The 17,170-nt window shown below is 59.0% G+C and carries 19 protein-coding genes and 1 pseudogene; all 20 read left to right on the top strand.

Translation table 11 applies throughout. The features are described 5' to 3' along the window. The first annotated feature begins 483 nt into the window (after positions 1–483). The 20 genes and pseudogenes from ACRHIG_RS21245 (at position 484) to ACRHIG_RS21150 (ending at position 17,162) form a co-directional block, all read left to right on the top strand. Complete coding sequence (locus tag ACRHIG_RS21245) at positions 484–1,113, top strand: TraI domain-containing protein (RefSeq protein WP_489627817.1); 630 nt, start codon at positions 484–486, stop codon at positions 1,111–1,113. Next, positions 1,110–2,297: a TraI domain-containing protein gene (locus ACRHIG_RS21240; RefSeq protein ID WP_489627816.1), complete on the top strand. Its 1,188-nt coding sequence runs from the start codon at positions 1,110–1,112 to the stop codon at positions 2,295–2,297. Before ACRHIG_RS21245 ends, ACRHIG_RS21240 begins: the two co-directional genes overlap by 4 nt. A gap of 2 nt (positions 2,298–2,299) precedes the next feature. Next, complete coding sequence (gene traD, locus ACRHIG_RS21235; protein ID WP_489627815.1) at positions 2,300–4,213, top strand: conjugative transfer system coupling protein TraD; 1,914 nt, start codon at positions 2,300–2,302, stop codon at positions 4,211–4,213. Continuing rightward, positions 4,207–4,821, top strand: coding sequence for an IncC plasmid conjugative DNA transfer DtrJ family protein (locus ACRHIG_RS21230; RefSeq protein ID WP_489627814.1), 615 nt, complete (start codon positions 4,207–4,209; stop codon positions 4,819–4,821). The genes traD and ACRHIG_RS21230 overlap by 7 nt, the downstream gene beginning before the upstream one ends. Positions 4,822–4,975: 154 nt before the next feature. Continuing rightward, positions 4,976–5,482, top strand: coding sequence for a hypothetical protein (locus ACRHIG_RS21225; RefSeq protein ID WP_489627813.1), 507 nt, complete (start codon positions 4,976–4,978; stop codon positions 5,480–5,482). A 153-nt stretch (positions 5,483–5,635) separates the two neighbouring features. Next, on the top strand, positions 5,636–6,196 hold the full coding sequence (locus ACRHIG_RS21220; RefSeq protein ID WP_489627812.1) for a transglycosylase SLT domain-containing protein: 561 nt from the start codon (positions 5,636–5,638) through the stop codon (positions 6,194–6,196). A gap of 59 nt (positions 6,197–6,255) precedes the next feature. Then, positions 6,256–6,903: an OmpA family protein gene (locus ACRHIG_RS21215; RefSeq protein WP_489630855.1), complete on the top strand. Its 648-nt coding sequence runs from the start codon at positions 6,256–6,258 to the stop codon at positions 6,901–6,903. A 171-nt stretch (positions 6,904–7,074) separates the two neighbouring features. Continuing rightward, positions 7,075–7,455: a hypothetical protein gene (locus ACRHIG_RS21210; protein ID WP_489627811.1), complete on the top strand. Its 381-nt coding sequence runs from the start codon at positions 7,075–7,077 to the stop codon at positions 7,453–7,455. A 44-nt stretch (positions 7,456–7,499) separates the two neighbouring features. Then, positions 7,500–7,732: pseudogene (gene traL / locus ACRHIG_RS21205) on the top strand (type IV conjugative transfer system protein TraL); the annotation flags it as partial. Continuing rightward, positions 7,709–7,798, top strand: a complete 90-nt coding sequence (traL, locus tag ACRHIG_RS21200) for a type IV conjugative transfer system protein TraL (RefSeq protein WP_489630854.1) — start codon at positions 7,709–7,711, stop codon at positions 7,796–7,798. The pseudogene traL (ACRHIG_RS21205) and the gene traL (ACRHIG_RS21200), both read left to right, overlap by 24 nt. Positions 7,799–7,814: 16 nt before the next feature. After that, positions 7,815–8,417 carry a type IV conjugative transfer system protein TraE gene (gene traE, locus ACRHIG_RS21195; RefSeq protein WP_076572811.1) on the top strand — a complete coding sequence of 201 codons (603 nt, stop codon included), beginning with the start codon at positions 7,815–7,817 and terminating at the stop codon, positions 8,415–8,417. Beyond that, positions 8,368–9,174: a type-F conjugative transfer system secretin TraK gene (locus tag ACRHIG_RS21190; protein WP_489627810.1), complete on the top strand. Its 807-nt coding sequence runs from the start codon at positions 8,368–8,370 to the stop codon at positions 9,172–9,174. Before traE ends, ACRHIG_RS21190 begins: the two co-directional genes overlap by 50 nt. 6 nt (positions 9,175–9,180) lie before the next feature. Beyond that, on the top strand, positions 9,181–10,563 hold the full coding sequence (locus ACRHIG_RS21185; protein WP_489627809.1) for a TraB/VirB10 family protein: 1,383 nt from the start codon (positions 9,181–9,183) through the stop codon (positions 10,561–10,563). Between the two features lie 198 nt (positions 10,564–10,761). Continuing rightward, complete coding sequence (locus ACRHIG_RS21180) at positions 10,762–11,322, top strand: DsbC family protein (RefSeq protein ID WP_489627808.1); 561 nt, start codon at positions 10,762–10,764, stop codon at positions 11,320–11,322. Positions 11,323–11,324: 2 nt separating this feature from the next. Continuing rightward, positions 11,325–11,987 (top strand): TraV family lipoprotein, encoded by a 663-nt coding sequence (locus ACRHIG_RS21175; RefSeq protein ID WP_489627807.1) that lies wholly within the window; start codon positions 11,325–11,327, stop codon positions 11,985–11,987. Positions 11,988–12,013: 26 nt separating this feature from the next. After that, the gene (gene traC, locus ACRHIG_RS21170; protein ID WP_489627806.1) at positions 12,014–14,581 is read left to right on the top strand and encodes a type IV secretion system protein TraC; all 2,568 of its coding nucleotides are present in this window, start codon (positions 12,014–12,016) and stop codon (positions 14,579–14,581) included. Between the two features lie 5 nt (positions 14,582–14,586). After that, a complete protein-coding gene (locus ACRHIG_RS21165) occupies positions 14,587–14,922 on the top strand; it encodes a hypothetical protein (RefSeq protein WP_489627805.1) in 336 nt (111 codons plus the stop codon). 4 nt (positions 14,923–14,926) lie between these two features. Next, positions 14,927–15,451, top strand: coding sequence for a conjugative transfer signal peptidase TraF (gene traF, locus ACRHIG_RS21160; protein ID WP_489627804.1), 525 nt, complete (start codon positions 14,927–14,929; stop codon positions 15,449–15,451). A gap of 14 nt (positions 15,452–15,465) precedes the next feature. Further along, the gene (gene traW / locus ACRHIG_RS21155; RefSeq protein WP_489627803.1) at positions 15,466–16,158 is read left to right on the top strand and encodes a type-F conjugative transfer system protein TraW; all 693 of its coding nucleotides are present in this window, start codon (positions 15,466–15,468) and stop codon (positions 16,156–16,158) included. Then, a complete protein-coding gene (locus ACRHIG_RS21150) occupies positions 16,155–17,162 on the top strand; it encodes a TraU family protein (RefSeq protein WP_489627802.1) in 1,008 nt (335 codons plus the stop codon). Before traW ends, ACRHIG_RS21150 begins: the two co-directional genes overlap by 4 nt. Positions 17,163–17,170 lie beyond the last annotated feature (8 nt).

Below are 17,170 nucleotides of genomic sequence, written 5' to 3'. Positions count from 1 at the left end.
AGGTCAGATGGAAAGACAGTTTTGGGGCGCTTGTTCACAAAGACAGTGATCATAGGGAGGCAATGGTCTGTTGGGAGGCCAATCCCTACACGCCAAAAGAAAAACGTGTCGAGTGGCCTTCGCTCGCAACTTGGCTGCGCGAGAACGTTCGATAGCGGCCGAAGCCAATCTCGCAGCTGAGGTACGCATGCGTCCGCTTCGGGGCGGAAGCGGACGTACACGGCAGTCAGCGACAGGATTGCGAACGTGCTTTCAGCAGGGGTACGCCTTTGGCTACGGTAGTGCCGGCCGATATGCTCGGGTCCAATATCGCGGCTCACTTTCTTGTACATTTAGCATTGTCAAAGCAAGGCGCTTGTTAATCGGTGATCGAGCCGTGTGTCGATGAATGATCGCAGCGGAGGGCGGGCTTTCACCTGGATGTAAGTCGATCTGCATAGCCATAATGCTCACCTAGCCAAGTGAGTGATTCTTATGGCCGGTGTGAATATCCTCAAGTACCTGGGTTGGCTTGGCCACGATCACCAATGTGATCGCGGCCGGCAGGCCGCGCCCATCTGTCCGCAACGTTCACTGCCCCAACCCGCTCAAACGCGTGACGGCGGGATGCGTCCCCGTAGTGTCGATGCGATCTTGGACGATAATCGGGATATCCTGGGGCGCATTAAATTGGCTTATGGCGGCGATGCGAATGCCTTTGCCAAGGAAATGCTTCCGCTCATCAGGAAGTACATCGCTTACGTGAACGTATTGCCTGCGACGCAGGACAGTTTTTTTGCTCGCCCAGGAGGTTTAGCACGCCTGGGGCTGGAGACGGCGTTCTTTGCATTACAAGCGACCGATTCGCAGATTTTTGCTGGCAGAGCGACGATTTCTACTCGTCGACAGTTGGAGCCACGCTGGCGCTTCGGCACCTTCGCCGCAGGCCTATGCGCATACCTCTACCGCGCGTTAGACACTGTTGTCGTGAGTGACGCGCATGGAACCGTGTGGCAACCATACCTGACATCCCTCGGGGAATGGATCCACAAACACGAGGTTGGCCGTCTGTTTGTAAAATGGGGGAGGCCAGGCAGGAATGCCGCTCCCTGTCGTTGTTCGCGCTACCGATGATCCTGCCGACCGACACGTTGGCCTACCTGACCCAGGACGGCTCGACGATCGTCGCCCATATGTTTGCGGCGATCAGTGGTGAGGTGAGGTATCAAGATCATAATGTCATTGATCATCTCGTCAATCGAGCATCGACTTTGGTGATACACCGCGACTTGCGCGACGCTGATGCGCCGGCAGGTAGGGCGCGGGCGAGAGCCTACCTTGCGAGGTTTCTCCTGAACGCGATGCGCGAGTTGGTGCAGTCTCATCAGGGATGGGTGCCCAATTCGGATCGGTCCCGCATGTGGCTTGGGCGGGATGGTTTGTTTCTGGTGTGGCCGAACGGTATCAGCGACGTACTCACCTTGCTGCAAGACGAGGGATTGTATGGCTTGCCGGCCTCGCCAGTAGATGCCATGGAAATTTTGAACGATGCCGGGATCGTCCTGCCAAGGAATTCAGACGAATGTGACTGTGTTTGGTCTATCCGGCCACCAGGTGCCCCCGAACCCTTGGAGGCGTTGAAGTTGGTGACGCCAGGTTGTGTCCTTGCTGTCTTACACCCGTCACCAGTGGCGCTGGACATGAACATTGCTCTCAGTGGATCGCATGAGGAGGAGCGCACCACGGAGAGTGATATCAAGCTGCGGCAGGCGAGGGCGACACCATCCCAGGCTCAGGAAGAGTGCCCTGCGCCAGAGACCCCTCCGGATGCTAGTGATCGTCAGTTGTCGCTGCCAACCATCCCACCCATCCCTGCAGTTGCGGGGAGTGCCGGTATCGAACCACGTACAGATGGCCGCCAAGGAAAGGCAAAGAAGGTCAAACATACTGAACCAATTCAGTCGGCAATCGGGAACTACTCGTTACGCGCACCGATTCGATTGAATCCAGGTGTTGCCAAGATACTGCAAGCGATCGTGCAGACTCTCAATGATACGAGCTTGCCTCCGGCATGCTATCCCATGGCGTCAGGCCTGTTTGTCCCCTTGGATGTCTTCGCGGCGCGACAGGCGGATGCGAAGATGGCGCTACGTGCACTTGCCGATGCCAACATGCTGGTCACAGGGCCAGCAGGATCCGAGCCTGTTGAGCATCACAACTTACATGGCAAGGTGTTGGCCGGTATAGTCATCGCACGCCAATTCATCGAGGGCATGGATGGAGCAGGGGAGCCCCCAATCAATTCGAACGCAGGTTGACCATGTTGCTGCGACAGTACGAAATGCCATGGCGTGGCCCCGTTGAGGCGGCTGCCGCTCTGGCATGGATGCTCGCCGCCGCCATTTTTTGCTTTCTGATACCTGATCATTTGCCACCACGTGCAGGTTTTCTTCTCATCTTTTGTTCAATACTCATAGCGTTGATCCGCTGCCGGCAAGCCTTGCGCATCGTACGTACTCGTGCCGCGTTGTCTGGCCGCGCGATGGAAATGGTGTCAATTTCCCGGCTGGTGACATGGACAGGCGATCCTGAACAGGTCGTGTTTGGGCTGGGCTTTATCTGGCTGCCGCTACACTCTCAGCGCCTCTACGAGTTGATCAAGATCGACTACCGCGCAATGACCATTTCTCCCTGGCTCATACGGGCTCTGGGATATCAGCCGAATCCACAATCCGACGCAGAGATCGGCCTACCCTGGATTCATGGTGTCGAGTCGGAAGAGCGCTTGTTGGCGCGGCCCTTGCAGAACTTTGAAGGTGGAACCTTGGTGGTCGGGACTACTCAGTCGGGCAAAGGGGTATGCCTTGGCTGGTTGATTTTTCAAGCCATCCGACGTGGCGACGTCGTCATTATTATTGATCCGAAAAATTCACGCCGCCTCAAGCGACTGGTCATGAAGGCATGTCAACTGTATCGCGAGCCAGACAGCTTTCTTTGGTTTCATCCGGCCTTTCCGGAAACGGGTGTTCGTCTCGACTTCACGTTCAATTGGCAAAAACCTACCGAAGTCGCTTCCCGTATTCAGTCGATCATGCCGCCGGACACAGCGGGAACGTTCAGCGCATTTGGTTGGGACGCGGTGAATGTGGTCGTACAAGGGATGGTGCAGCTGGAGAGGCGCCCGAATTTGGCAAAGCTGAAGCAATATATTGAAGGTGGCGTCGAACCCATCCTGGAACAGGCGCTCGAGCGTTTTTACGAAGAGCTCCTTGGCATGCAGTGGCGTAGCACGCCTGAGATGGTGCGCTTGCTGGATAAAGCACGACGAGGCCAGATTAAATCGCCGACGCCGGCCGCGAGTCATGAACTGTTGGCGTATGTGACGTACTACGATCACCACGTCCATGAGGCTCGGCGTGATCCGGTGATCAGTTCGCAAGTCCGGGTATTTCAGCATAACCGCGAACATTATCAAAAAATAACCGCCAATCTCTTACCGATATTGTCCATGCTGACATCCGGAGACCTGGGGAAAAGCCTGTCTCCGGATCCGTTTGATGCCGATGACCAGCGCCCGATCATGAATCTGGAAAAGATCGAGCGCGCGGGACATGTACTGCTGCTGTGTCTGGATTCGTTGCCAGATCCTTCCGTTGCAACGGCAATCGGCGCCATGGCGCTTGCCGACCTAGCGGCCCGCTCAGGAATTCGCTACAACCTGGGAGGAGAGCGGCGCATTTCCCTGTTTGTGGATGAGCTGTCGAACGTGATCAATCAGCCGTTGATTGAAATACTGAACAAGGGGGCAGAAGGAGGGCTGTATACCACGGCCGCGATGCAGACGATTGCCGACCTGGCAAAACGCCTTGGCAGCCAGGAGGCGGCACGCATGGCATTGGGGAACTTAAATAACCTCATCGCTTTCCGAACAAAGGATCAGCCCACTCAGGAGTTCATCAATGAAACACTGGGGCAGACCACCATCCATAACATGAAAGTGGGGCATAACACGGCCAGAGATGGCCATTTCACGGATTATACGGCGGTCGATTCAACGCAGTTGAGCGAGGAAGTCAACGAGTTGGTGCCGCCATCGATCCTGGGTAAGCTGCCCAATTTGCAGTTTTTCGCCTCAGTTTCCGGCGGCCACGTGTACAAGGGACGGTTTACGCTGATCAACCCTGGCGTGGACGATGCTAGCCTTGAAGAGAAGGAAAAGGGGGAGACATGCTGATTCGGTTGACGGCCATTGTTTCGCTGAGCGTGCTCCTGATTCTGGTGCTGTACCTGCCGTCAGCCTTTCCCCCGCAGCGATTTGTCGCGCAGATTCGGGCAGAACATATCGCCAGTGCGGATTGCTGGGGGAGTCCGTATGCACGCCGCGTGTTGAGCCGATTGTTTGAGTATCAAGCTGCATTGGCCATCGAACCTGGATCGGTTCCCACCCACGAGGTGAAGGGGGATCCGGTCGCACAACCCATCGCCAATAGCCTGGGGCGGGTACGTCTGCAGCTTTTTCAGAGCAGCTATTTCCGCTCGCTCGATACGTTGATCATGCTGGCGCTGTATCGACTGGCCGGCCTTGTACAGTGGTGGTCAACGTTCGTGGTGCTGATGACAGCCTGTATCGTGGACGCTTTGGTGCGCCGGCGAATTAAACGCCTGGAATTCGCCAGGCAGCACCCGGAGTGGTTCGCGGCAGCGATGGGGATAGCGATTTTTCTAGTTTGTCTGCTGGCTGTCGCGTGTGTGCTGCCTGTTCAATTGTCCCCGTTTCTGCTACCTGCCATGTTGTTCGTGGTTGCGTGGCTGGCCGGGCAAATGGCAGTGCACTATGCGTGAGCGTCCCATTCACAGCCCTGCAGCCATCGCTACCTATCGAAGGGAAACTGGGTTAATCCAAATAGTCCACAAAAAGCGCGATCTTTTGGACAAACATTGATTCTGCGATGCGCTAGCATGATGTCTACGTAATCACTTTTGATTTCGAGTTGCCATGAATACTGAATATCGTTCGATGCCGTCCTCATCCTCTGCTCACAAGGCCGCTACGCATCGTTCTGCGGCCTCATCGACGGGGTGTGAGGAAACGGTCGGTACGCTGGTATGGCTGGAGGAATTTCATCAGCTCGATCAGCTGTTCAACCATCATCACAATTGTTCGCCAAAATTGCGGCACCCCGATCTGATTAGTGCTTGTATTGCGAGAGTGTTTGCGCAGCCGGAACCCGCCAAGCATATTTTTTCGTTTTTGCATACCCGGATGGTGTTGCGCGACCAACGCATGCCGCGTCGACAAGAGGAAATCTGGCGCGCCCAGTATGTATTGTTGCTGGCGCTGCAGAAGTCAGAAATGAATCGGCATCCCCATCCTCGATTCGATCTGGGACAGTTTACGACCGCGTGCATCGCCCTGGCTCTGCTGGAAGACGGGGCGCAAAGCAAAATATTTGAACAGGCACGCCGCAATATCGCCGAGCGAGCAGTATCCCACCTGCCATAAAGGACAGATCGTAAGGCATACCGCAAACGGATATGCGACCCGAAGTGACCTTGCCAGGCTGATGCCAGGCTTACCCGATCTACACCCTTATTGGTCCGGCGTCTGCGCGCGCCGGTTGGATCAACGCTTTCGGGGGCATGCCTGCTCTTTGCCATGGAACGGTCTCTTTCGTGCTTCATCGCGATCCTCGTTGTTTGTCCGGGTTCTGCCTGGGCTTGCTGGGATCAAGCCGCCATTCGCCACAATGTGCCGGCACCGCTGCTCTATGCGATTGCTCAAGCGGAATCGTCACTGGATCCGAACGCAGTCAATCGCCGCCATCTGCGCCAAACCGGTACCGTGGATATCGGTTATATGGGTGTCAATTCTGATCCACGGGTCCTACGCAATTTGGGGGTGACCGAGCAAGACCTGCGTGAGCCCTGCAAAAACATTCATGCTGGCTCCCGTATTCTCGTGGAAAAGCTGCAAAGGTACGGCAATACCTGGGAGGCGATCGGAGCATACAACGCCTCGTGTACCAAACTGGATGCGGCCCAATGCCAAGCTACGCGCACCCGCTACGCCTGGCGCGTATACGGCTTTCTCACCAATACCAGGCTGCCGGCAATACGCCGCGCTACACCGCGGGACAAGTACCGGACTCAGAAAAACACGCGAGCTGAATCGGTCGCCCCAACGCAGCCTGCGCTGGTGGCAGTGGGGCTGACATGAGACGCTCTATTGCTCATGCCACACTCGCCGCCACAGGAATGGCTGCAGCAAGCTTGCTGATGGCCTCCTGCGAAAATGTGCCTACCCAGCCACGGCCTGCAGGATTGTCTTCCCGCGCAGCGACGCCTGGGCCCCACCTGCTTCACATCACCCAGCTTCACTACGGTAGCCATGCACGCTTCGGCCTGTGTATCGATCCAGCTTGCCCCACGCGTACGCCCAAGACGCTGGCAAGACGGGATGCGCACATTGAAGAGGTGCCGCAAACCACGATCGCGGCAGCCAGCGCCCAACAGACACTGGCTGGGACAACCGCGGGAACTGGTGCGGCGAACGACAATGATTTGTCCGATCTCACCGAACTTGCGGTGTACTTTGCGCCGGGATCTTCCCGTCTGGATAGAACGGCGCAACACGCTCTGCAGCAATTTCTCACGCTGGTACAGCCAGCGTCCCATATTCGTATCGCTGGCAGAACAGACAACATCGGTACGCCTGCCTTGAACGATGCCATTGCCCGCCAGCGCGCGGCCAGGGTCGAGCGCTATCTGCGCCGCCATCTACGCGTGCCTGCTGTCCAGCTTGAGGTGGAAAGCAGCGGCGCTTGCTGTTACGCCGCCGCCAACGCGACCGAAACGGGCCGCCAGAACAACCGGAGGGTAGAGCTCAGCCTCACCGCCGACGCACCTCGGCAGGTGCAGAGATGAGAACCCCAACTCACCTGATCAACCTGACTTCGGCACGGGTCACGTGCCGGCCGGGCAAGATCGCGTGGCAATGCCCCGTCCGTGGTCCCCCTACGCCGCCATGCCGCATCACCTGGCCGCCCGCACAGACAGTTTTAGGCAATTTTCTTCACGATCACGATTGGAATGCACATGAACACCCTGCAATACGTCACCGTTCTCCCTTTCAAACAACACGGCAAGCGGCCGCTTGGCCTGCGCGTCTCCACTGCGGCCAAGGTCCTGGCACTGCTGACCCTGATCACCCTGGGCCTGCTCGCTGCGATCCCCGCTACCGCCATCGACCTCGTCGCGTTCACCGGTATCACCGGCCCGCTGACGTCGGCGCTGACGCAATTGGCCGCACTGGCCCCTGGCGTGAAAGCACTGGTCGGCTTCATCGGCTTCGTGGTGGCCCTGATCTCGCTGACCGCCCTACGTAATTTCAGTCCGGTGCTGTTCTACATCGGCCTGGCGATTTTCGGCGCGGTTGGGCTGATCATCGGCGGCTCCATCATGGGCGCCACGATCTGAACCAGGCCAACCGATACGCTGCACATCGACGAAAGGAGGACGCCATGCAAGCCGATACCTATATTCCCCGGCGGCTAGACGACCAGTGGAAGATTGGCCTCTGGGACTTTGATGTTGCCTTTCCGGTCCTCCTTTCCATCTTTGTCGGCTATCTGGCCAGCAGCAAACTCGGATTTTTCCTCGCGGTCTGCGCCGGTGTTGCCGTGTCGCGCTGGCTCAGCCGCAAAAAGCGGACAAGCATCCGGCCTTTGTCCTGCACTGGGCGTACTGGTACCTGCCTGTCAGCCCGTTGACGTCCATGCGCGCGACCCCGCCTTCGCATATCCGCAAGATGGTCGGGTAGTACCAAGGAGAGCACCGTGAAACTGGAAACCTATCAGGATGACCTGGGTGCACTACGGCGCCGCGTATTTGACCAGCGCCTGGCCATTGGCATCCTTTCCGTTTGCCTGATGCTGGCGTTGACCATCATTGTCCGCATCGCGGGCACGGAACGCACTGTCATTGTTCCGCCGGCTATCAATAAAACGTTTTGGATCGAGGATGGTAAGGCCAGCAACGATTACCTGGTGCAGATGTCCGGCTATATCGCCTACCTGATGCTGGACGTCACGCCGAAGTCGATCGAATGGAAGAAGGACATGCTGCTCAGCTGGTGCCTGCCGGAGAACGCCGGCAGCATCAAGACCCGCCAGGATCTGGAGGCGGCAAGACTGAAGAAACTCAATGCGAGCACGTACTTCCAGATGCAGCAACTGGTACCTGACGAAGAAACGCAATCGGTCACGATGACCGGCTATCTCAAAACCCAGGTAAACGGGGCCAATACCTCCGACAACCTCAAGACCTACCGCGTGGACTTCGCCTTCAGGGGCGCGCGCGTGCATTTGAAAGATTTCAAGGAGTTGAAAGATGGAAAACCGGATACTGCCACTGGCGTGGCTGCTGCTGGGGCTCGTTGAGCTGCCCGCCTGGGCCGTACAGACCAGAGAGGTCAGGGACGGCGCCACCATCGAGGCGGTCATCGCCGCACATGAACCCACGCGCATCCGCATCGAGGGCGCCAAGATCATCGACGTCGTTGGCAACATTTACTCGAGCAGCAACTGTGCTCCCAAACCGACTGACGCCAGCCTGCCCGTGGCGCCAGGTGGCGTTACTGCCGTCAATCCCGGCGGCCAGCTGTCGCTTGCCTGCGACCTGGCCAAAGGCGAAATCTATATTCAACCGGTGGGCACTGCTGCCAAGCCGATCAACCTGTTTATTTCGTCCGCCACGGCCACCTATACCTTGCGCCTGAACCGCGCGGAGGTTCCTGCAGACACCATCGTGATCTCAGACAAGTCGGCCAGACGCCAGGTCAAGGCAGCCAATGCCGGCGGGGCGGCGCCGGGGAGGTCCGCCACATTCATCCGCTCCCTGAAATCGATGCTGATGTTCATGGCTTCCGAGCAGGTGCCCGACGACGTCCGGATGGAAGAGCGCGACGAAGCGCGCCTGCTGTGGGCGGAAGCGGAAATGAAGCTCATCCGCCAGTTTGAAGGCCGTGGCCTCATCGGCGAGACCTATGCACTGAGCAATATCAGCGGTGCGCCGCTGGTGCTCGCAGAACAGGAATTTGACCGCGACGATGGCGATGTCCTGGCCGTCGCCATCGACAACCTCAACTTGCGTCCGAATGAAAGCACGCGAGTCTATGTCATCAGGGCAGGGGAGTGAGCCGCCATGCGCATCATGCAAACATTGAAATCCTGCACGGCACGGTTGACGCCCAGGCAGCAGCAGTACCTGGCCGCCGCCAGTATCGTGACAGCCTGCATTGGCGTCCTGTGGGCGGTACTGGCCTATTCCGAGTCCGGCAGCCCCGCCCGGCAGCTTCCCAAGTCGACCGACAAACGCGCCACCGTCAATGTGGATGGTGCCAGCATGATGGTGCCGGGCCAGATATCGCCAGAAGATCAATGGGTCGGCAATGCCGGCAAGAAGCTGGCCCAATATGACAGTGACAAGGAAGCGCAAGACAAAATCAACAGTGATCGCAAGGCCGTCGAAGCAGCCTTGCTCAAGCGCCTGGCGGATCTGGAAGCAAAAACGGCCGCCACGGCAGAACAAGGGCCGCCACCAGCGCCGCCCGCGTCCGTCACGCCGCCCATTCCCCAGCCACCGGCGCCGGCTCCGTTGCAGTACCCTCCAGGCACGCCACTCGGTGGCAACGTGCCGCCAGGACCGCCCGCCACCGACGTAGCCAGTGGCAACACCGGCGTACTGCGGCCAAACGAGCCACCGGAGACGCCCGCCCCCATGATTCGCGTCTCCCTGGGCGCAGCGACAGACTCCAGCGGGAACACCGGGGCCGCCAAGGAGGCCGGGGCCAATGTGGTGAAACCAGTAAATACGCTGGACGACTTTCTCCCAGTCGGCGTCCTGCCGGGAGAACTGCTCGGTGGGATCGATGCGCCGACGGGCGGCCAGGCCCAAAGCAATCCGCTGCCGGCACTCATCAAGATTTCAGCCGCCGCCATCCTGCCGAATCAGTTCCACGCGGACGTCAAGGAATGCTTTGTGGTTGCCTCCGGCTATGGCGACATCAGTTCCGAGCGCGCGTACCTGCGCACTGACGTGCTCTCCTGCATCCGCTACGACCGCTCGGTGGTCGAGGTCAAGATCGAGGGCAACATCTTTGGGGAGGATGGCAACCTGGGGCTGCGCGGCACGCTCGTCTCCAAACAGGGGCAGCTGCTGGCCAACAGCCTGCGCGCCGGGATCGTCAGCGGCATCGGCCAGGGTTTTGCACAAGGCAACACCTCATTTACGACTTCGCCGTTTGGCACCCTGTCGACAACAACCGGCGGCACCGGCGATCAATTCCGCCGCGGCATTGGCAACGGCATGGGGAGCGCGCTCAACAACCTGGCCAACTATTACATCCGGCTGGCCGAACAGACGTTTCCCGTCATCGAGGTACATGCGGGCCGCAAAGTGGACGTGGTGCTGACCCGTGGCGTGCGTATTCCCGCGCGGCCCATGTCACGCAGTGACGCGGACCGGCAGGATCAGCTCGGCCTTGCCGAGCGCACGATGGAGGTTCCCAATGATGATACCGACTAGACTGGCCCTCGCCGCTCTCACCTGCGCCGCTACATTGGTCGCCCACGCCAGTACGGCCGAGGACACACTGCTCGCCGCGCTGAGGCGATCCTATCCCGGCACGGCCTTTGATACTGTCACGGCGACGCCGATCCCCACGTCTTCGAGGTGTGGATGGGAGAGAACGTCGGCTTTGTCGCCGATACCCGCCCTGACTACATGATTTTTGGCCGCCTGGTCGATTTGCGCGCCATGCGCGACATGACCGCACCGAAACTGCAGCAGCGGAGCAATGCCGCCAACCCGGCAGCGCCGACGGCAGCGGCTATCGATGTACGCCAATTGCCGTTGGCCGATGCGATCGTCTCTACGCAGGGCAAGGGCGAACGCGTCCTTTATCTCTTCACCGATCCGCATTGCTCGTATTGCCGTCAGCTCGAACCGGAACTGGTGAAAATCCCGAACCTGCGCATCTACAACTTCATGGTGCCGTTCCAGGACCAGGTTTTACCTCTGCGCATCTGGTGTGCTACCGACCGCATCGCTGCCTGGCGCAGCGCCGTCAGCGGCACCTTGGACGGGCAGGGCGCACCGGCCCAATGCGCCCATCCGCTCGACCGCAACCTGGCCCTGGCCAGCAAATTGGGCGTACAGGGCACGCCGACCCTCTTCTTTGCTGATGGCGCACGGGAAACCGGTTTTATCAGTGCCAGCGAGATCGAGGCCCATCTGGCGCAAGCCGCGTCGCGCCACCAAGCCAGCAAGAACCCAAAGGAGTAATCATGCAACTGAATCCATCGATTTCATTCTGTGCCACAAACCTGTCCGTCACAGCGGTTTGCCTGACGATCCTGGCCGGGTGCGGCGACATGACAGGCCTGGGCGGCAAGTCCGAATATGCTTGCAAGGCGCCGGAAGGCGTGCAGTGCAACTCCGTATCCGGCAATTACTACAACTCGTTGACATTGGACGGCGGCGCGGCGGCCAAAGGGGCAGCTGCCAAGGGCAGGCCACCTGCAGCCCCGCGCAGCATGTACACGATGGCCAAAGCGGCCTCCAGCGGCAGTTCCATGCAGGGACTGCCTGCGTTCGAACCCGCCGCACTGCGCTCGCCGCCGCGCGTCATGCGGCTCTGGATCAAGCCGTGGGAGGACAGCGACCATGATCTCCACGATCAGTCCTTTGTCTACCTGCAGACAGACTCTGGCCGGTGGCAGATCGCCCACGCGCAGCGGCAGATCCGTGATGCCTTTGCTCCCCTGAAACCGCCCGCACCTCAGCAGGCGTCATCTTCGGGTACTGCGTCTCCCTCTGGACAGGCCAACTCCGGCGCCGAAACACGGCCAACCTCGCTGCCAGCGGGAGCGCTTGCCGATCCTCCAGTCGGGGCCGTCACGCCGGTTCCAGAAGGCGCGCCGTCTCCAGCGCCGGCAACAAACCAATAGCGATATTGCATTCAGAGAGGACAAATATGCTCAAGTTCTTCATGCCAGAAATCGATGGCGAAGGGATCCGCGCTAGCCTCTGGGATCTGTTTGGATTAAGCCGAGGCGAGGCGTTTTCCAAGGATCAGTTTTCCAGCTGGCTACCATACGGTCCCTATGTCGACAGCGAGCACCTGTTCATCAATCGCCATCACCGGCTCGGCTTCATGCTGGAACTCATGCCCCAGGCCGGCGCCGACGAACGTATGGTGGAGGTGCTGCAAAGCCTGTACACCAACTGTCCCGCGAACACGGGTGTGCAATTTCATCTGTTTGGCTCGCCGGACATCCGCGCCCCGCTGATCCAATATGCCAACATGCGCAAGGAAGACGAGGATCAGTATGAAAACTCGCAGCAGTGGGGCCGTCCGGCCCGGAACAGCAACCTGTACCGCCAGCTGGCACGCCAACGCGTGCATCATCTGCTGGCCGGGAGCCAGAAATCCCTGACCAAGGGATTTCATTTTACGCTGCGCGACTTTCGACTGATGATGAGCGTCACGGTGGATGGACGCGCCGATGATATCGGCCAGCGCGAAGCGGCGATTGGTTTGCGCGACTCGATGGCAAGCACCCTTGACGCCGCCTCTATACCCAGCAAAGAATGCGATGCGGCCGCGTTAATCAACTGGTGCGCACTGTTCACCAATCCGCACCGGCTCACAGATGGTTTCATCCCATGGATTCACTACGATGAGGGAAGGGAACTGCGGGATCAGATTGTGGACTTCGATACCGTCCAGGAGCCGACCAACGAAGGCATCCGGTTTTCGAAGCCAGGCAAGCCGCAGCACGTGGAAGCACGCTTCTTCTCCATTAAATCGTTTCCAGAACGTTTCGCCCTCTGGCAGATGGGTGCGCTCATCGGCCACGTCATGCAACCGGCACTGCAGTACCGTGCACCGTTCCTGCTCACCATGGGCGTGCACATCCTCGATACGAACACGACGCGGACATTGATTACTGCGAACCATATCCGCGCGACACAGAACGCGGGCAGCAAGATGGCCGCCATTATGCCGGACGTGCAGAAGAAGCAGGAAGACTGGAATGCAGTCGCCAACGCGATGGATGTCGGCGGCAACCTCGTCTCGATGTACCACCAGCTGGCCATTTTCTGCCCGCCCGCCGAGGCGACGGCGGCGGCAGAAGCGGCCAAGGCAATCTGGCGTGCCAGCGGCTTTGAACTCAATGCCGATGTGTACATGCACCGCCAGGCACTGCTGGCGAGCTTGCCCATGACCCTGACACCCGCATTCCACAATGATATGAAGAAGATGAAGCGGGTGACGCGCAAATCCATGGCGAACGCCATCCATCTCGCGCCCCTGCTGGCGGAATGGCGAGGAACCGACACGCCAACGCTCATCTTCGCCGGCCGCCGCGGCCAGCTCGTGACGCTGGACCTGTATGACAATGACCTGGGCAACCCCAATTTTGCCGTCGTGGGGGCACCAGGATCGGGTAAATCTGTCACCCTCAACGAAATCGCTTGGTCGTACCGTTCCGGCGGTGCGCAGGTGCGCCTGCTCGATCTGGGACGCTCGTTCGAGAAGCTGTGCAAGAAAGCCAATGGCACGCATGTCGAGTTCAGCCCCCGCTCGAAGATCATTTTGAACCCGTTTACAGCGGTCAATGACATTCACGAAGACATCGATATGCTAATGCCCGCCCTGGCGAAGATGTGCTCCATGAGTCAGCAATTGCAAGAAGTGCAATATAAGGCCATTTCAACGGTCCTCCTGAAGCTATGGAAGTCGTACGGCAATGATCTGACGATCACCGCTTTGCGCGACGAATTCAAGACCGGCAGTATTGCCGAACTCGAAATTAAAGGCGATGACCGCATCCGCGATCTTGCCATCATGCTCAATCCATACTCGAAGGACGGGCAGTACGAACGCTTCTTCGAGGGCAAGAATAACGTCGACTTCTCGAATGACTTCGTCGTGATCGAAAACGAAGAACTCAAACGCAAGCCAGATCTGCATGCCGTCGTCAATATCCTGCAGATGTACCAGATCACCGGAGAGATGTACCTGAACCGTGATCGCAAGAAGCTCCTGATCATCGATGAACTCAAGCAACAGCTTGGAGAGATCGGTGCGGACGACCCGGTCAAGGCCGCCGTGGTGGAAGAAGCAGCCCGGCGTGCGCGCAAGTATGGCGGTGCACTGGGCACCGCGACGCAGGGTGCCGATGATTATTACGGTTCGGTGCAAATGACGGCCGCTTTCAATTGCTCCGACTGGGTTTTCCTGCTGCGGCAAAAACCGGAGTCGATTGACATCCTGGAAAGCAACAAGCGCCTCGTCATGGATGCGGCCAAAAAGCGGCTGCTCAAATCGCTGCGCACGGAAGCGGGGGCCTTTGCGGAAATGTACGTCTCGTCGCCCATCGGCGAAGGCGTCGTACGCCTGGTCATTGATCACGCCACACAGCTGCTGTTCTCGAACAAACTCGCCGATAACAAGCCGATCGACGCCCTGCGCGCCCAAGGCTACTCCATCGACGAGGCCATCGCCCGGGTACTGGCAGATAGGGGACTTCAATGAGGATCATGCTGATCAATATCTTCGTATCGGCCTGCTTCGTGGCGATCGGCATTGCGGCCTATGACCGGCTGGTGCTGCGGCCGATGCTGGTCATCGGGGTAGTCGACGCGGCGAACGTCTTCAATGCAAAACAGGAACAGTACCTCAACGTGGTGGCGGCCAGCCGTACCGACATGGAACGGCGGCAGGCGATATCCGATGCAGAACGATTCGTTCCCAGTTTTGCTGCCGCGTTGGCGCAATTGCCGCAAGAGTGCGCATGCCTGGTGGTCGACAAAACGGCGGTGATCGGCAGCCGCGCAACGCTGCTTGATCTCACTCCATTGCTCAGAAAAAGGTGAAGCTGTGACCCGTGATTTTTTTCAGCATGTGCGCAGACGCTGGTATTTGTACCTGGTGCTGGTCGTGATCTGGACACTCGCCTATGTGCGTCTGTTTATCGATGCCACACCGCGCTTGCCTATTCTGTTTAACGTGACCCCCAGCTTGCCTTACACGGTCGCAGTGGTCGACTACCGGGCGAACGGCATCCGTCGCGGGGATTATGTGATCTATGCATTCGAAGGGGCGGCGTACCGCATCTTCCCCGGCCTGTACCACCAGCCGTTCTTCAAGATCGTGCGCGGCGTGGCCGGCGATAAAGTGACCGTCCGGGATCGCCACGTTTTCGTCAATGGTGAGGAGGTCGGCATTGCCAAGACGCATACCACCGTCAAACGTCTCCGGCTCGAACCCATCGCCGAGACGGTGATTCCACCCTCGTATTTTTATGCACAAGGCACCAGCCCGGACAGCTTCGATTCACGCTACAGCATCAATGGCCTGGTACGCGCCGACGCGGTCCTGGGCGTCGTCATTCCGATCTTTTGAAGGAAAAGCAAATCATGCCATTACCTGAACCCGCACCCACGACACGGGGCTTTCACTGCCTGCTATGCGGTGGGCTGACCAGCCGGATTTTGTCCGTCCTGTTGCTGGCCAGTGGCCTCATGGGAGCATTGGCAGAGGCCGAGGAACTGGCCGCGATCGGGCCGACATATCCGATTGCCGAGAAAAACTTGCTCGACATGATTGCCCAGCGCCTGCGCGCGCTGGAAAAGAGCGGCCAGCTTCACAAGTTGCAGGAACAGGCGGTCGCCAAGGGCAGGGCGGCCGTGGCCAATCCGGCCCCGGTGGCAGGTTTGACGCCGGCGAAGGAAGCGCGGACGCTGTATGTTGACCCCACCTATGTGCTCGACAAGAACATCCTCGATGCACAGGGTCACGTCCTATTCCCCGCAGGCACCCGCACCAACCCGCTCGCGATTACGTCTATGTCGAAAAAGCTGATGTTTTTTGACGCGCGCGATCCTATGCAGGCAAAGTTGGCACGCAGCCTGCTCCAGCGCGATGGCGCGCGGATCAAGCCGGTACTCGTCGGCGGCTCGTATTTGCAGCTGATGAAACAGTGGAAGACGCGGATCTACTTCGATCAGCAGGGCAGGCTAGTACGGCGCTTTGGCATCGAACACGTCCCGGCCTTGGTCTACCAGGAAGGCATGCGCCTTCGCATCGACGAAATCGTGGTGGCCAAATGAGCCTACTAAAACACACCATCGGCTTGATCCTCCTCCTGATCGGGGCAGGCCATGCCCAGGCGGCGCCGGTCGGAACCTGCACTGGCGCCTTCCCGAACCCGATCACGGATATCTGCTGGTCATGCATCCTGCCGATTTCCCTGGGCAGCGTCACCCTGGGCAACCTGGGCGGCCAGGAAGACACCGCCAATCCGTCCAGTCCGATTTGTTCGTGCAAAGTCAATCCGCTGATCGGCCTGTCCATTGGCTTTTGGGAACCCGTGCGCCACGTGGAAGTGGTGCGCAAACCGTTCTGCCTGGTGTCCCTCGGTGGCATCGATCTCAATCCCGGCATTCCTGCGCCGGAAGCCGCCCGGGCCACGGACGCAGGCGGCGCCCAGGACGCCTTCTACCAGGCGCATTACTACGTTAATCCGGTCATGTACTGGCTTAAGGCGGTCGCTGATTTTCCCTGCCTGGAAGCCGGCTCCTTCGATGTCGCGTACATGACCGAGGTCGATCCGCTATGGAGTGATGACGAACTCACGCTCATTATCAATCCGGAAACGGTGCTCTTTGCCAATCCGGGCGCCGTCGCCGCCTGCGCTGCCGACTGCGTTGCCGCCACGGCGGGATTCGGCCGCCCGGAATTGTTCTGGTGCGCCGGTTGCCAGGGAGGTCTTTTCCCCCTCGATGGCCACGCGGCCTACCACGTAGGCGGGGTGCGCACCGCCGAATTGATGATGCAGCGCCTCACCGCCAAGATGCACCGAGAACTGCTGACATGGGGCATGCATGGCCAGAAAGGGCTGTGCGGTCCGTACTTCCTGCCGGAAATGGACAAGACGGCCTACAAATCCCAGCTGACGTATCCGATTCCGGCCACTGACAAGGAACTGGGCAAATGCTGCCAGCCTTTTGGTCGCACCACCATCGCCTGGGGAGCGGGGAAGGAATACCCGGTCAAGGGCGAAGATTTTGCGTTTATGTTATTTCGAAAAAGGAACTGCTGTGTTGGCTACTAATCCGATCC

It is taken from the genome of Janthinobacterium sp. C22, from assembly GCF_057919405.1.
This window is presented reverse-complemented; position numbering and strand designations above follow the sequence as displayed.

Coding starts and splice junctions, on each gene's coding strand:
- traD (WP_489627815.1), top strand. CDS start 2,300: ATGTTGCTGCGACAGTACGAAATGCCATGGCGTGGCCCCGTTGAGGCG.
- ACRHIG_RS21185 (WP_489627809.1), top strand. CDS start 9,181: ATGCGCATCATGCAAACATTGAAATCCTGCACGGCACGGTTGACGCCC.
- ACRHIG_RS21150 (WP_489627802.1), top strand. CDS start 16,155: ATGAGCCTACTAAAACACACCATCGGCTTGATCCTCCTCCTGATCGGG.
- ACRHIG_RS21225 (WP_489627813.1), top strand. CDS start 4,976: ATGAATACTGAATATCGTTCGATGCCGTCCTCATCCTCTGCTCACAAG.
- ACRHIG_RS21190 (WP_489627810.1), top strand. CDS start 8,368: ATGGAAAACCGGATACTGCCACTGGCGTGGCTGCTGCTGGGGCTCGTT.
- ACRHIG_RS21220 (WP_489627812.1), top strand. CDS start 5,636: ATGGAACGGTCTCTTTCGTGCTTCATCGCGATCCTCGTTGTTTGTCCG.
- traW (WP_489627803.1), top strand. CDS start 15,466: ATGCCATTACCTGAACCCGCACCCACGACACGGGGCTTTCACTGCCTG.
- ACRHIG_RS21175 (WP_489627807.1), top strand. CDS start 11,325: ATGCAACTGAATCCATCGATTTCATTCTGTGCCACAAACCTGTCCGTC.
- ACRHIG_RS21215 (WP_489630855.1), top strand. CDS start 6,256: ATGGCCTCCTGCGAAAATGTGCCTACCCAGCCACGGCCTGCAGGATTG.
- ACRHIG_RS21165 (WP_489627805.1), top strand. CDS start 14,587: ATGCTGATCAATATCTTCGTATCGGCCTGCTTCGTGGCGATCGGCATT.
- ACRHIG_RS21210 (WP_489627811.1), top strand. CDS start 7,075: ATGAACACCCTGCAATACGTCACCGTTCTCCCTTTCAAACAACACGGC.
- traC (WP_489627806.1), top strand. CDS start 12,014: ATGCTCAAGTTCTTCATGCCAGAAATCGATGGCGAAGGGATCCGCGCT.
- ACRHIG_RS21180 (WP_489627808.1), top strand. CDS start 10,762: ATGATTTTTGGCCGCCTGGTCGATTTGCGCGCCATGCGCGACATGACC.
- ACRHIG_RS21240 (WP_489627816.1), top strand. CDS start 1,110: ATGATCCTGCCGACCGACACGTTGGCCTACCTGACCCAGGACGGCTCG.
- ACRHIG_RS21230 (WP_489627814.1), top strand. CDS start 4,207: ATGCTGATTCGGTTGACGGCCATTGTTTCGCTGAGCGTGCTCCTGATT.